This window comes from Xanthomonas sp. SHU 199 (genome assembly GCF_000364665.1).
Classification (GTDB): Bacteria; Pseudomonadota; Gammaproteobacteria; order Xanthomonadales; family Xanthomonadaceae; genus Xanthomonas_A; species Xanthomonas_A sontii.
In genome coordinates this window covers 1-14,234 of the sequence record NZ_AQOI01000844.1, presented here as the reverse complement: position 1 = coordinate 14,234, position 14,234 = coordinate 1, and the positions used below count along the sequence as shown (strand labels likewise).

The 14,234-nt window shown below is 70.8% G+C and carries 13 protein-coding genes; 6 read left to right on the top strand and 7 right to left on the bottom strand.

Annotation, left to right across the window (positions count from 1 at the left end):
* A partial coding sequence (locus tag D183_RS25765; protein ID WP_039729528.1) for an HPr family phosphocarrier protein occupies nucleotides 1–796 on the bottom strand: 796 nt, incomplete at its 3' end.
* Nucleotides 797–957: 161 nt separating this feature from the next.
* Between D183_RS25765 and D183_RS0123100 the strand changes: the two genes are divergently transcribed.
* On the top strand, nucleotides 958–1,938 hold the full coding sequence (locus D183_RS0123100; RefSeq protein WP_017911092.1) for a LacI family DNA-binding transcriptional regulator: 981 nt from the start codon (nucleotides 958–960) through the stop codon (nucleotides 1,936–1,938).
* Between the two features lie 78 nt (nucleotides 1,939–2,016).
* Here the strand turns inward: D183_RS0123100 and D183_RS27850 are convergent, their stop codons facing one another.
* Both D183_RS27850 and D183_RS0123090 read right to left on the bottom strand, forming a co-directional pair.
* Nucleotides 2,017–2,193 carry a hypothetical protein gene (locus tag D183_RS27850; protein ID WP_017911091.1) on the bottom strand — a complete coding sequence of 59 codons (177 nt, stop codon included), beginning with the start codon at nucleotides 2,191–2,193 and terminating at the stop codon, nucleotides 2,017–2,019.
* 15 nt (nucleotides 2,194–2,208) lie between these two features.
* On the bottom strand, nucleotides 2,209–2,532 hold the full coding sequence (locus tag D183_RS0123090) for a hypothetical protein (protein WP_017911090.1): 324 nt from the start codon (nucleotides 2,530–2,532) through the stop codon (nucleotides 2,209–2,211).
* Nucleotides 2,533–2,896: 364 nt separating this feature from the next.
* Here D183_RS0123090 and D183_RS0123085 point away from each other — a divergent pair, with 364 nt between their 5' ends.
* The 3 genes from D183_RS0123085 to D183_RS0123075 all read left to right on the top strand — a co-directional run bounded on the left by D183_RS0123085 (nucleotide 2,897) and on the right by D183_RS0123075 (nucleotide 8,507).
* A complete protein-coding gene (locus D183_RS0123085; protein ID WP_039729525.1) occupies nucleotides 2,897–4,186 on the top strand; it encodes a nucleotide sugar dehydrogenase in 1,290 nt (429 codons plus the stop codon).
* Nucleotides 4,187–4,336: 150 nt separating this feature from the next.
* Entirely contained in the window at nucleotides 4,337–5,959 is a 1,623-nt protein-coding gene (locus D183_RS0123080; RefSeq protein WP_017911088.1) for an FMN-binding glutamate synthase family protein, read from the top strand.
* Nucleotides 5,960–6,320: 361 nt separating this feature from the next.
* A complete protein-coding gene (locus tag D183_RS0123075) occupies nucleotides 6,321–8,507 on the top strand; it encodes a diguanylate cyclase domain-containing protein (protein ID WP_017911087.1) in 2,187 nt (728 codons plus the stop codon).
* A gap of 31 nt (nucleotides 8,508–8,538) precedes the next feature.
* On the opposite strand, the gene D183_RS0123070 is transcribed toward D183_RS0123075, so the two are convergent.
* The 3 genes from D183_RS0123070 to D183_RS0123060 all read right to left on the bottom strand — a co-directional run bounded on the left by D183_RS0123070 (nucleotide 8,539) and on the right by D183_RS0123060 (nucleotide 11,853).
* Entirely contained in the window at nucleotides 8,539–9,996 is a 1,458-nt protein-coding gene (locus tag D183_RS0123070) for a serine hydrolase domain-containing protein (RefSeq protein ID WP_017911086.1), read from the bottom strand.
* Nucleotides 9,997–10,136: 140 nt separating this feature from the next.
* Nucleotides 10,137–11,396 carry a TIGR03862 family flavoprotein gene (locus tag D183_RS0123065; protein WP_017911085.1) on the bottom strand — a complete coding sequence of 420 codons (1,260 nt, stop codon included), beginning with the start codon at nucleotides 11,394–11,396 and terminating at the stop codon, nucleotides 10,137–10,139.
* A gap of 13 nt (nucleotides 11,397–11,409) precedes the next feature.
* Nucleotides 11,410–11,853, bottom strand: a complete 444-nt coding sequence (locus tag D183_RS0123060; protein WP_017911084.1) for an FKBP-type peptidyl-prolyl cis-trans isomerase — start codon at nucleotides 11,851–11,853, stop codon at nucleotides 11,410–11,412.
* A gap of 67 nt (nucleotides 11,854–11,920) precedes the next feature.
* On the opposite strand from D183_RS0123060, the gene D183_RS0123055 reads away from it, so the two are divergent.
* Both D183_RS0123055 and D183_RS0123050 read left to right on the top strand, forming a co-directional pair.
* Complete coding sequence (locus tag D183_RS0123055) at nucleotides 11,921–12,286, top strand: DUF6164 family protein (RefSeq protein WP_026144771.1); 366 nt, start codon at nucleotides 11,921–11,923, stop codon at nucleotides 12,284–12,286.
* A gap of 116 nt (nucleotides 12,287–12,402) precedes the next feature.
* A complete protein-coding gene (locus D183_RS0123050; RefSeq protein ID WP_017911082.1) occupies nucleotides 12,403–13,140 on the top strand; it encodes a sulfurtransferase in 738 nt (245 codons plus the stop codon).
* Between the two features lie 133 nt (nucleotides 13,141–13,273).
* Here D183_RS0123050 and D183_RS0123045 read toward each other — a convergent pair whose 3' ends face one another.
* Complete coding sequence (locus D183_RS0123045) at nucleotides 13,274–14,080, bottom strand: glucose 1-dehydrogenase (RefSeq protein WP_026144770.1); 807 nt, start codon at nucleotides 14,078–14,080, stop codon at nucleotides 13,274–13,276.
* Nucleotides 14,081–14,234 lie beyond the last annotated feature (154 nt).

Below are 14,234 nucleotides of genomic sequence, written 5' to 3'. Positions count from 1 at the left end.
CGGCAACCGGCGCGGCGCGACGTTGCGCGGCGGCGTCGGCGTCGGCCTGCTCCTGCGCGGTCAGGCCGTCGATCACGCTGCGCAGCCGCGCCAGCGCCGCGGCGGCGTCCTGGCCTTCGGCCGAAATGGTCACGGTGTCGCCGGCGTGCAGGCCCAGTTGCAGCAGCGACACCAGGTTCTTGGCGTCGCCGACCTGGTCGCCGGCGCGCACCTGGATGCGGGCGGCGAAGCCGCGCGCGGTTTCCACCCAGCGCGTGGCCGGGCGCGCGTGCAGCCCGGTGGGGTAGCGCACGGTCCAGTCGAAGCGCTCGGCCAGGTCGCTGGCCGGGGCGGCGGGCGCGGTGGCGGCCGCATCCTCGCTCAGGGCGGCGACGATCGCCTGCGGGTCGTCGCTGGCGAACAGCGCCTCCAGCTTGGGCGGATCCTGGATCAGCCGGGTCAGGCGCCGCAGCACGGTGATGTGGGTGTCGGACTGGGCGGCGATGGCGACCACCAGGTGCGTGGTCTGGCCCGGGTTCCACTCCACGCCGTCGCGCAGCTGCAGCACCGCGATGCCGTCGCGGCGTACCAGGTGGCGGTCCTCGCCGGTGCAGTGCGGGATCGCCACGCCATGCCCCAGGAAGGTGTTGGCCAGCGCTTCGCGGCGCAGCATGCTGGCCTCGTAGGCCGGCGGCACGCAGCCGGCGGCGACCAGCAACTGCGCCGCCTGGGCGATTGCGTCGGCCTTGTCGCGGGCCTGGACATCGACCCGGACCAGGTCGCTGGAAACCAGGGGGGAGGCGGGCGTCTGGGACACGCGGAATCCTTGAGGGTGGGCGGCGAGTGGGCGCAGTGTGGGAACGTTCCCAGTAAATCGTCAATGTGCAGTGCACAATTCTTTCGGAAAAGCCTGGTGCTACTATCCGGTGGCGCCACACGACAGGGGGTCGACATGGAAAAGAAGCGGGAACGTTGCCAGTGAGCGTCAGCATCCACGACGTGGCGCGCGTCGCCGGCGTCTCGACCTCGACGGTGTCGCGGGCACTGGGCCACGGCCCGGTCAGCGAGGAGGTGCGGGCACGGGTGGAAGCGGCGGTGCGCGAGACCGGCTACCGTCCCAACCTGATGGCGCGGCGGCTCCGCTCGCAGCACTCCGGGGTGGTCGGCCTGATCGTCGCCGACATCCGCAATCCGTTCTTCACCGCGGCCATTCGCGCAGTCGAGGACGTGGCCTACCGCGCCGGCATGCGCGTGATCCTGTGCAATACCGACGAGGATCCGCAGCGCGAGGCGCTGTATCTGCAACTGATGCAGGAAGAGCGGGTCAGCGGGCTGATCTTCGCTCCCACCCGCACCACCCAGAGCCAACTGGGCAAGTTGAGCTTCGATCATCCGGTGGTGCTGCTGGACCGCGCCGGCAAGAGCGGCACGCACGACAGCGTGGTGCTGGACAACGCCGCGGCGATGGCGGCGCTGGTCGATCATCTGGTCGGCCGCGGCGTGCGCCGCATCGGCGGCCTGTTCGGCAAGACCAGCAGCACTGCCGCCGAGCGCCGCGACGGCTATCTGGAGGCGATGCGCGGGCACGGGCTGACGCCGGATTACCGCGAGGTGGCACCGAGCGCGGAGGCGGCGATCGCCGAGGTCCAGGCCTGGCTGGCGCAGACGCCGCGACCGGACGCGCTGGTGGCCAGCAACAGCCTGCTGCTGATGGGCGCGCTGAAGGCCGCGCGCGGCGCCGGCCTGCGCATTCCGCAGGATCTGGCGCTGGCCGGCTTCGACAACGAAAGCTGGACCGATCTGGTCGAACCCGGCATCACCGTGATCGAACAGCCGGTGGAAGAGATGGGCCGCACCGCGATGTCGCTGCTGCTGGAGCGGATGAACGCGCCGACGCAGCCGACCCGCAAGGTGGTGCTCAGTGGCCGCTGCATCGTGCGCGGATCGAGCCTGCGCTGATGGCCGCGGGGGTGTGAGGATGCGAGAGGAGTGCTGCTGCGGCAACGGTACGCTGCCGCAGCGGGGGTGGTGGCCTGCTTACTCGCTGCCGTCCGGCCGCGGATAGTCGTGTTCGGGATCGGCGTGGTCGCGCTTGGGGTCGCTGTCGGGTTGGTCGCGATCCTTCCACTGCGCGTCGTCGTTGTGGATCTTGTCCGGCGTGTGCCTGCGTTGTTGGGAATCGTGGGCGTTGTCGCGGTTGGCGGGCGGGGACATGACGAACCTCCTGAATCAGGCGGGGGTGGGCGCCGGATCCGGATGGCGGTCGTGCTGCTCGGATCCGTCCAGGCGCGCCCAGCAGGCGACGACCAGGGTTTCGGCATCGCTCCAGGCGATGCGCGGCCAGGGGTGTTCGGCGTCGTAGCGCTGACGCAGGCGCTGCAATCGCACGTCGTTGGATTCGCGCGGCAACTGCAGGAACACATCGCAGGCCATCTTGATCAGGCGCGCATGTTCGCTGAACGACTGCGACCCCAGTTTGCCCGCCGCGTGCAGCGCCTTCCAGTGCGCCAATTCGGCTTCGACATCCACGAGCAGGCTCGGAGCGTGACTCACGCGAGTTCTCCTTGAGTGAGAGGAAAGAGGGAGGCGGAGGGTGCCCCCCTGGCAGCCACCGTTCCATCACCCTAGGCCGCGGCGCGTAAAGGTGAGGTGGTGCTCATGTGGTGTGGATGACAAGACGCGCGCTCACACGGCCACAAAGCGTGATGTTGGACGCCGACTTTCACACGCAGCGTTGTGAAGGAGGCCGACGCGGCGTGTGAATGCGAGGCGCGCATCTGCGACCCTGGCGTTCCGCCGAGCCATCTGGTCCGCGCCGCTGCAGCGGCTTACCATGCACGAGGTCCGCGTCCGCGGGCACCCCGTTTTCCCCTCACGCGCCGACGGCCGCCGCCGCTGGTGCCCGCAAAGGACTGGCATGCCCGTTGCTCCCGTGCTCGACTCCGCGCCGCCGCGCATCGCCGTGATCGGCCTCGGCTATGTGGGCCTGCCGCTGGCGGTGGCGTTCGGCGCTCGCCACGACACGCTCGGCTACGACATCGATGCGCAGCGCGTGGCGCAACTGCGCGACGGGCACGACCAGACCCTGGAACTGGAGGCCGAGGAACTGCGCGCCGGCGTGCACCTGCGCTACAGCGACGACGCGGCGGCGCTGCGCGACCGCAACGTGTACATCGTCACCGTGCCGACCCCGATCGACGCGCACGAGCAGCCCGACCTGCAGCCGCTGCGCCAGGCCAGCGAGTTGCTGGCCGGCGTGCTCAAGCGCGGCGACCTGGTGATCTACGAATCCACCGTCTACCCGGGCACCACCGAGGAAGTCTGCGTGCCGCTGCTGGAGCAGGGCTCGGGATTGCGCTGCGACGTCGACTTCCATTGCGGCTACAGCCCGGAGCGGGTCAATCCCGGGGACCGCCAGCGGCGCCTGGCCGACATCCGCAAGATCACCTCGGGCTCGAACCCGGCCGCCGCCGATGCGGTGGACGCGCTGTATGCCGGCATCATCGCCGCCGGCACCTGGCGCGCGCCGTCGATCCGCGTGGCCGAGGCGGCCAAGGTGGTCGAGAACATCCAGCGCGACGTTAACATCGCCCTGGTCAACGAACTCGCCCTCATCTTCGACCGCCTCGGCATCGATACCCAGGACGTGCTGGACGCGGCCGGCACCAAGTGGAACTTCCTGCCGTTCCGGCCCGGCCTGGTCGGCGGCCACTGCATCGGCGTGGATCCGTACTACCTGCTGCACAAGTCCGAGAGCGTGGGCTACCACCCGGACCTGATCCACACCGCGCGCCAGGTCAACAACCGGGTCGGCGCGCACGTCGCTGCGCGGGTGCAGGCGCTGCTGGCCGGCAAGGGCGTGGCGATGGCCGATGCGTCCGTGCTGGTGCTCGGCGTCACCTTCAAGGAGAACTGCCCGGACCTGCGCAACAGCCGCGCGCTGGAGCTGGTGCAGGCGTTGGCCGCGGCCGGCGCTCGCGTCGACGCCTGCGATCCCTGGGCCGACCCGCAGGCGGCGCAGGCGCATGGCGTGGACCTGCTGCCCGAGCCGGTGCCCGGCCGCTACGACGCGGTGGTGCTGGCGGTGGCGCACGCGGCCTACCGCGACCTGGACGCGGCGCAGATCCGTGCCCTCGGCACACCCGATCTGGTGGTCTACGACGTCAAGTCGGTGTGGCCGCGCGCGGCGGTGGACGACCGGCTGTAGCGCAGTTCTCGGGCGCGCGTACCGTCTGGTGTCACCGGCGCATTGGCATGCGCTGGCTGTACCTGCGCCAAGCGGCCCCGATGACGGTTGCAACGCCATGAGCGCGACACCCTCTACACTCGCCGGCTTACTATGCCTGCGAGGACCGCGATGCACCGCTACCTAGCCTATATCGCCAGCTGCGTGCTGCTGGCGCTGTCCATCGCCCTGTGCGCGATCTGGCCGCTGTGGGGCTGGGGCGTGGCCGCCTTCGCGGTGCTGGCGGTGCTGGGCACCGTGGACCTACTGCAGACCCGCAGCACCCTGCGCCGCAATTATCCGATCCTGGCGCATTTCCGCTACGGCCTGGAATCGGTCGGCCCGGAGATGCGCCAGTACTTCCTGCAGAGCGACATCGAGGAGGCGCCGTTCTCGCGGCAGCAGCGCGCCCTGGTCTACCAGCGCGCCAAGAACGTGATGGACGTGGTGCCGTTCGGCACCCAGCGCAGCACCTACGCACCGGACTACGAATGGATCAACCATTCGCTGGCCACCTGCAAGATCGCCGACCACGACTTCCGCGTCACCATCGGCGCCGGCTGCGCGCAGCCGTACGCGGCCAGCGTGTTCAACATCTCGGCGATGAGCTTCGGCGCGCTGTCGGCCAACGCCATCCGCGCGCTCAACGCCGGCGCGCGCCAGGGCGGCTTCTACCACGACACCGGCGAGGGCTCGATCTCGCCCTACCACCGCGAGTGCGGCGGCGACCTGGTGTGGGAGATCGGCTCGGGCTACTTCGGCTGCCGCGACGAGGAGGGGCGCTTCGACCCGCAGCGCTTCGTCGCCAACGCCACGCTGGAGCAGGTCAAGATGATCGAGATCAAGCTCTCGCAGGGCGCCAAGCCGGGCCACGGCGGCGTGCTGCCGGCGGCCAAGGTCAGTGCCGAGATCGCCGCCACCCGCGGCGTCGCCATGGGCCAGGACTGCGTGTCGCCGTCGCGGCATTCGGCGTTCTCCACGCCGCTGGAGCTGCTGCAGTTCGTGGCGCGGCTGCGCGAACTGTCCGGCGGCAAGCCCACCGGTTTCAAGCTGGCCATCGGCCACCCCTGGGAGTGGTTCGCCATCGCCAAGGCGATGCAGGAAAGCGGCCTGTACCCGGATTTCATCGTCGTCGACGGCGCCGAGGGCGGCACCGGCGCGGCGCCGGCGGAGTTCATCGACCACGTCGGCGTGCCGATGCACGAGGCCCTGCTGCTGGTGCACAACACCCTGGTCGGGCTGGACATCCGCGAGCGCATCAAGCTCGGCGCCGCCGGCAAGATCACCAGCGCCTTCGACATCGCGCGCACCCTGGCGCTGGGCGCGGACTGGTGCAACGCCGGGCGCGGCTTCATGTTCGCGCTGGGCTGCATCCAGTCGCTGAGCTGCCACAGCGACCGCTGCCCGACTGGCATCGCCACCCAGGACCGCCGTCGCTGGCAGCACCTGGACCCCACCGACAAGGCCACCCGGGTCGCGCACTACCACGCCAACACGCTCAAGGCCCTGCGCGAACTGCTCAGCGCCGCCGGGCTGACGCATCCGTCGCAACTGGGGCCGGAGCACATCCTGCGCCGCATCTCGCAGGTGGAGATCCGCTCGCTGGCCTCGCTGTACCGCTACCTGGAGCCGGGCGAACTGCTGCGCACGGTCCCCGACCATGCGGTCTTCCACGATTACTGGGGCGACGCGCGCAGCGATTCGTTCCAGCCACCGGAACGGATCCGCCGCCTGCGCGACAGCAAGTCGCAATGAGCGAGGCGCCGTCGGCGCGGTTGCGGCCGGCGCCTGCTGCAGGCGCTGGAGCAGCGCTTGGCGCCGTGTCTGCGCATCCATCTCGCCGCGGCGCTGAATGCGGTGGCGTTCTAGCTTGCGCAGGGCTATGCCGTGGTAAGCGAGGGAAGCTACCCGCATCCCAGCGGGATCGCCCTCGATTGTGTGTTCATGGAGAAGCGCGCCGCGCTGGCGGTGCTGTGAGGTAGGCATCCCACAACCGGTGCGTTGTGACGGCGGCGGGGCGGGGCGTTCGCTTTTTTGCATCGCCGCATCGGTCACGCATGCTCGCCATCGCTGCCGCCGCCCGTTATCGTGCCGGTTCCTTCTCAGCGTGCCGCGCATGAATCAGCCCTCGGTCCCCGACGTCGTTCCCGCGCCGCTGCCCGTCGACGAAGCCGAGCGCCTGCGCGCGCTGGCCGAGCTGGGGATGCTGGACACTGCACCGGAACCTGCGTTCGACGACCTGATCTGGCTGACCAGCCAGTTGTGCGAGGTGCCGATCGCGCTGATTTCGCTGATCGACGAGCGCCGGCAATGGCTCAAGGCCAGTTGCGGCCTGCCCGCCGGCACCACCGGGTATCCGCGCGAGATGGCGTTCTGCACCTATGCCTTGCTGGAGCCGCAGTTGCTCGAGGTGCCGGACGCCATGCTGGATCCGCGTTTCGCCGGCAACCCGCTGGTGTGCGGCGCGCCACACCTGCGTTTCTACGCCGGCATGCCGCTGATCGGCGACCAGGGCTACAGCTACGGCACTCTGTGCGTGATCGACATCCGTCCGCGGCAGTTGGACGCACGCCAGCGCGAAGGTCTGCAGCGCCTGGCCAGGCAGGTCACCGCGCATCTGGAGGCGCGCCGCGATGCGCGCATCGCCCACGACCAGGCCAAGACGCTGAGCCTGCTGCTGGAAACCATGCCCGACGGCGTGGTGTCGTGCCAGGCCGACGGCACGCTGGGCGAGTTCAACCAGGTGGCGCGGCAGTGGCACGGCGCCGATCCGCGCGCCTTGCCGCCCGAGCAGTGGGCGAAGTACTTCGACCTGTTCGACGCCAGCGGCCAGCGGCTGCTGACCAGTGACGAGGTGCCGCTGGTCCGTGCCTGGCGCGGCGAATCGGTGCGCGATGCGGAAATGGTGATCGCCGCCAAGGGACAACCGCCGCGCAGCGTGCTGTGCAATGCGGAACGGCTGGAGGGCCGCGATGGGCGCAGCCTGGGCGCGGTGTGCGTGATGCGCGACGTCAGCGTCGAACGCGCGGCGTCGCATGCGGCGCTGCTGGCCGGGCAGCGTTTCTCCGGCGCGTTTTCGGCGGCCGCGCACGGCATGGCGCTGGTGTCGCTGGAAGGGCACTGGCTGGACGTCAACGACGCCTTGTGCACGATGCTCGGCTACAGCCGCGCGGAGCTGCTGGAACTGCGCTTCCAGGATTTGACCCATCCCGAGGACCTGGCCGAGGACATGGAACAGGTGGCTGCGTTGACCGCCGGCCGCCGCAGCGACTACCGCAGCGAAAAGCGTTATCGCCATCGCGACGGCCACACCGTGCGTGCGCGCCTGTCGGTATCGCTGGTGCGCGACGAACAGCAGCGTCCGCTGCACTTCGTCACCCATATCCAGGACATCACCGAGCAGCACCTGGCCGAACACCGCCTGCGCGACAGCGAAGCGCAGCTACGCACCATCGCCGACAACGCGCCAGCGCTGATCGCCTACCTCGACCACGACCTGTGCTACCAGTTCGTCAACCGGCCGTATGCGGCGTGGTTCGGGCTGGCGCCGGAGCGCATCGTCGGCCGCCGCCTGCACGAGGTGCTGGACCCGCAGCAACTGGCCTTGCTGCAACCGCATCTGCCGGCGGCATTGCAGGGCGTGCCGGCGCAGTTCGATGCGGAGTTGTGCGATGCCGCCGATGCCCTGCGTATCATGCATTTCAGCCTCATCCCGGATGTGGCGCTGGCGCCGCAGCGGATCGGCCTGCATCTGATGATCAGCGACATCACCGGGCAGACCCGGTTGGCGCGGCTGCTGGAAGAGCGCGCGCTGCGCGACGAACTGACCGGGCTGCCGAACCGCATGGCCTGGAACCAGACCCTGCGGCGGCGCATGAACGAGCGCCGTGGCCAGGGCCAGGTGGCGGTGATGTTCCTGGATCTGAACGACTTCAAGAGCGTCAACGACCGTTTCGGCCATCACGTCGGCGATGCGCTGCTGGTGCACTTCGCGCGGCTGCTGCAACGTTGCCTGCGCGGGCAGGACAGCATCGCACGGTTGGGCGGCGACGAGTTCGTGGTGTTGCTGGAAGGCCTGGCCGACGCCAGGCGCGAAGTGCTGGCGGCCGCGGCGCGGATCATGGAGGCGTGCGCTGACGGCTGCGAGGTCAGTGGTCGGCACCTGCCCTTGCAGCCGAGCATCGGCATCGCCGTGCAGGCCGGGCCCGGTTTCGATCCGGTGCTGCTCACCCAGCGCGCCGACGAGGCTATGTACGTGGCCAAGCGGGATCCGCAGGCGCGGGTGCAGATCGCAACCCTCTGAGCGCGGTCCGCCGGCGCGATGCCCGCGCTGGCTACGGTGCGCTGTCCGCGGCCACGCGCCGGAACGGATAGTGACCGCCATCGGCGTCGAGCGTGCCCTGGTCGGCATCGCCGGGCGTATCGAAGCGGATGATGATGTCCTGCGCGCTCAAGAAGAACGCGTGATCCGACGCGGGAATCAGTGGGTAGGCCTGATCCTTGCGCAGTTCCACCAGCAGGCGGTCCTGCGCTTCGCGGATCCGGAACGTGCCCAGCTCGGGGATGGCGAAGCTGCCGACGAAGCGCCGTTGCGCGGCGATGTCCACGGCGATGGCGGTACGCCGGATCGGCTGGAAGTCCGGCCAGGCATAGGCCGCGGCGACGGCGCGCACGATCTCCAGACCCAACTGGTAGCCCTGGTCGCCGTTACTCAGCACCACGGCACCATCGCATCCTTGCGGATACACCACCAGCGTGGCCTTGTAGCCGGCGTTGGAACCGTCGTGATAGACGTACTTGCGCGCGCTGGCGCCGCCGATGTTCAGGCCCAGGCCGTAGCCGTCCCGCACCGGGGTCATCATGGCGCGGGCGCTGGCGGCGGACAGCACGCGGCCGCGGCCGGCCTGCGCAGCGCACAGTTCGATCGCATAGCGCGCCAGGTCCTGCGCGTTGGTCCACAGGCCGGCCGCGGCCAGTTCCGGGTAGGTGTGCGGACCGCCTGCCACCAGCGCGCCATTGGAATCGTGCGGTTGCGCAGCGTGCGCCAGATCGCGTGCGGGCAGCGGTTGGCGGAAACTGCTGGCGCGCATGTGCAGCGGCGCCAGCACGCGCTGCTGCAGCAGCGTTGGAAAGTCCTGCCCGCCGACGTCGATCAGCAACTGCTGCATCACCGTGTAGCCGCCGCCCGAATAGCGGTAGCGCACCCCGACTGGCGCCTCCACCCGCACCGGCGCCGAGTTCGCGGGCGCCTGGCCATCGAGCACCTGCTGCAGGGTGGGGACGGCGGCGCCGCGGGCGTAGCCATCGAAACCGTGCACGCCGGTGCCGGCGGTGTGCGACAGCAACTGACGCAGGGTCACCGGATGCTCGTGGCTGTCGGCGGAATCGGGCAGGGTCCACGAGGTCAGTCGCGCATTGACCGGGGCGTCCAGCGCCACGCGTCCGTCCTGGACCAGGGACAAGGCCGCCATCGCCGCCACCGGCTTGCTCACCGAGCCGGCCTGGAACAGGGTCCTGGCGTCGACCGCGGTCCCACCGGTGGCGGTGACGCCATAGCCCTTGGCCCAGGCGACGCGGCCGCGACGGATCACCGCGATCGCCACGCCCGGGACGTGCAGCGCGTCCATCTGGCCACGCAGCGACAGTTGCGCGCCTGCCTGGTTCTGGATGACGACGGCCGGCAACAGGCCTTGCTCGACCTGCCGGATCTTCGGGCTGGTGCTGGGCGCGGCGCTCGCGGCCACGACGTTGCCGGCCAGGCCAAGTGCGCAGAACAGGATCGATGGACGCATGCGTCGCTCCAGGCGGGAGGTGAGCTGGAACCGCGAGACAGCCGCGGTCGCCACGTCCGTGCAGGAATACGTCGTGCGGCCACGACGACGACAGGCCCGAAGGTCACTGGCCATTCCGGCCAGTCGCGTGCCGGCGCCGCTCAGCGCGTGGCGCGTTGCAGCCAGGCCACCGCGCCGCGCCCGGCGCGCACGCCGCTGGCGAAGCACGCGGTGAGCAGGTAGCCGCCGGTCGGCGCTTCCCAGTCGAGCATTTCGCCGGCGCAGAAGGTGCCGGGCAGCGCCCGCAGCATCAACTGCGCATCCAGCGCTTCCAGGCGCACGCCGCCGGCGCTGCTGATCGCCTCGGCCAGTGGCCGCGGGCGTAGCAGGGTCAGCGGCAGGCGCTTGAGCGTGGCCGCGGCCAGCGCCGGATCCTGGCCGGCCTGCTTGCCCAGGATCTCGAATAGCAGCGCCGCCTTGACCCCGTCGATGCCGGCCTGGCGGCGCAGGTGTTCGCCGAAGCTGCGGCCGCCGCGCGGCTTGCCCAGTTCGGCCTGCAGCCGCGGCAGGTCGCGGCCCGGTGCCAGGTCCAGCCACAGCGTGGCCGGGCCGTGTGCGGCGATGGAATCGCGCAGATCCGCGGCCAGCGCATAGATCAGGCTGCCTTCGATGCCGTGCTCGCCGACCACGCACTCGCCCTGCAGCGACTGTGCCTGGCCCTGCGCATCGTGCCAATGCGCGACCACCGGCTTCAGCGGCGCGCCGGCGTGGCGTTCGCGGAAGTGCGCGCTCCAGTCCACGTCGAAGCCGCAGTTGGCCGGCTGCAGCGGCGCCACCTCCACGCCGCGCGCGCGCAGCGTGTCCTGCCAGGCGCCGTCGGAACCGAGTTGCGGCCAACTGCCGCCACCGAGCGCCAGCACGCAGGCATCGGCCTGCACGCGCTGCTCGCCGTCGGCGCCGGCGAAACGCAGCGCGCCGTCCGCGTCCCAGCCCAGCCAGCGCTGCTGCACGTGGAAGCGCACGCCTGCGTCCTTCAGCCGCCGCACCCAGCCGCGCAGCAGCGGCGCGGCCTTGCGATCCAGCGGGAACACCCGGCCGGAGCTGCCCACATAAGTCTCCACGCCCTGCGCCTGCGCCCAGGCGCGCAGCGCGTCGGCATCGAAGTCGGCCAGCCACTCGCCGACCGCCGTCGCGCGCTCGCGATAGCGCGCGACGAAGCGCTCGAACGGATCGGAGTGGGTCAGGTTGAGGCCGCCCTTGCCGGCGATCAGGAACTTGCGTCCCACCGAGCCTTTGGCCTCGTACAGGTCGATCTCGGCGCCGGCGGCGCGCGCGGTCTCGGCGGCGATCAGCCCCGCCGGGCCGCCGCCGACGATGGCGAGACGGCCGCGCACCGGCGCGGCGTGCTTGCTGGCGGGCATCGGCGCAGTCGACTCAACGCGGCTGGACATCGAGCAGTTCGACCTCGAACACCAGCGAGGCGCCCGGCGGGATCACCCCGCCGGCGCCGCTGTCGCCGTAGCCGTAGTCCGACGGCAGCATCAGCAGGCGTTTGCCGCCCACGCGCATGCCGGCCACGCCCTCGTCCCAGCCGCGGATCACCTGGCCGGCGCCGAGCACGAAGCTGAAGGGCTGGCCGTGGTCGGCGGAGGCGTCGAACTTCTCGCCGCGCTTGTCCTTGGCGTGCTCGTCGTACAGCCAGCCGGTGTAGTGCACGGTGACCCGGCTGCCGGGGCGGGCCTCGGCGCCGTCGCCGACGCGCTCGTCGGTGGCCTGGAACGCGGCGATGCTGCCGCCGGGCGGCGGACCCGGCGGGGTGCAGCCAATCAGCAGCCACGCCGGCAACGACAGGCTCAACAGCAGCAGGATTCGGCGCATGCGGGAAGTCCACGGCGGGCAGGGCGTGCAAGGGTAGCGCATCGCCGCAGCGGCTATCATGCGGCGCATGGCCAAACTGCTGCTCAATCTGCGTCACGTGCCCGACGACGAACGCGCCGAGGTCTGCGCGCTGCTCGACGCCGCCGGCATCGGCTACTACGAAACCCGCGCCGGCACCTTCGGCATCTCCGCCGGTGGCATCTGGTTGCGCGAGGACGCCGAGCAGGCGCGGGCCAAGACGCTGCTGGCCGAGTACCAGGCCCAGCGCGGCGAACGCGCCCGCGCCGAGCGTGCCGCGGCGCTGCGCGACGGCAGCGCGGAGACCTTCGCCCGCCTGCTGCGGCAGCGCCCGCTATTCGTGCTGGCGACGCTGCTGGGCATGCTGCTGGTCGCCTCGCTGGTGCTGCTGCCGTTCCTGTTGCTGCGCGGCTAGCGGCGACGCTGGCGCTTGGGGGTATGCCTCGACGCGCTTCGCCGAAGCGCCGGTGCGCGGGAGGCGCGGACCGTGCTGCTGCAGCGGTCGTGCGTCGCAGGCTCTAAAATGCGCCGATGATCGCCAACACCGCCGCCTACCACTTCGTCGCCATCGCCGACCCCGACGCGCTCGCCGCGCAATTGCACGCCTGGGCGCAGGACGGCGACCTGCGCGGCACGGTGCTGGTGGCGGGCGAGGGCATCAACCTGTTCCTGGCCGGCACGCCGGCGGCGATCGACGGCTTCTACGCGCAGCTGCGCGCCGACCCGCGCTTCGCCGATCTGCGCATCAAGACCAGCACCAGTGCGCAGCAGCCGTTCGCGCGGCTGAAGGTCAAGGTCAAGCCGGAGATCATCAGCTTCCGCCGCGACGCCGCCTCGCCGCTGGAGGCGGCGCGCGCGCCGGCGGTGGCGCCGGCCACCCTGCAGCGCTGGCTGCGCCAGGGCCACGACGACGCCGGCCGGCGTGTGGTGCTGCTGGATACGCGCAATGCGCAGGAAGTGGCCTACGGCACCTTCGCCGGCGCGCTGACCCTGCCGATCGTCAAGTTCACCGACCTGCCGGAAGCGCTGGCCCCGCATCGCGCGGCGCTGGCCGACGCCACCGTGGTCAGCTTCTGCACCGGTGGCATCCGCTGCGAGAAGGCCGCGCTGTGGATGCGCGCCGACGGCATGGACAACGTGCTGCAGCTGGACGGCGGTATCCTCGGCTACTTCGAGGAAGTGGGGGGCGAAGGCTACGACGGCCGCTGCTTCGTCTTCGACGAGCGCGTGGCGCTGGATCCGCAGTTGCGGCCGATGGTGGGCGGCTGATTGCCGCGGGATTGGGGAGTCGGAATTGGGGATTGGCAAAGGCGGGTTGCTGCCAGCTATGCACGTGGCCCGTCAGGTAAGGCAACACCCGCTTTAACGAATCCCCAATCCCGACTCCCCAATCCCCACGCCCTCAGGCGTAATGCATCTTGCGCGTCATCCCGCCATCGACCACGAATTCCTGGCCGGTGATGAAGCCGGCCTGCGCCGACAACAGATAGACCGCCAGCGCGCCGATGTCCGGCGGCTCACCGACCCGCCCGGCCGGGTGCTGCGCATGGTCCTGGCGCGACAGTTTGGGCGTGCGCCGCGCATTCGGCTTGCGCCAGGCGTCGGTGGCGATCCAGCCGGGGCTGATGCAGTTGACCCGCACCGCCGGCCCGGCGCTGATCGCCAGCGCATGAGTGAAGGCCACCAGTCCGCCCTTGGACGCGGCGTAGGCCTCGGTGTCCGGTTCTGACTGCTGCGCGCGGGTGGAGGCGATGTTGACGATGGCGCCGCCGCCGCGGCTGTCGCGCAACGCCGGCAGGGCATGTTTGCTGCACAGGAACGCACCGCCCAGGCTCGCCCCGAGCCGCCGGTTCCATTCGCGCAGCGACAATTGCGCCAGCGGGCCGGTATGCGGATCGGCGATCCCGGCGTTGTTGACCAGACCATCGATGCGGCCGAACCGGGTCAGCGCGGCATCGACGAAGCGGCGCACGCTCGCTTCGGCGGCCACGTCGACGCGACGGAACAGCAGGCGTTCGCCGACGTCCAGCTCGGTCACGCAGGCCCGCCCGGCGTCGGCGTCGAGATCGCCGAACACGACGTTGCCGCCAGCGCCCAACACTGCCTGCACCACGCCGCGGCCGATGCCCTGGGCGCCGCCGGTGACCAGCACCACACGGTCGCGCAAGGGCAGGACTGGGACGGGCGCGGGCGATGGAATCAGCGGCATGGCGGCGACCAGGAGAACGCAGGGGGCGCCAGCGTAGTCGGCGCACCGTGCAACCGGCGTGGTAGCGCCGTAGTGCAGCTCGCCAAAGCCCCTCTCCCCTCGGGAGAGGGGTTGGGGTGAGGGTACGGCGCGCAGCGCTCGCGGGGGTTTGGCG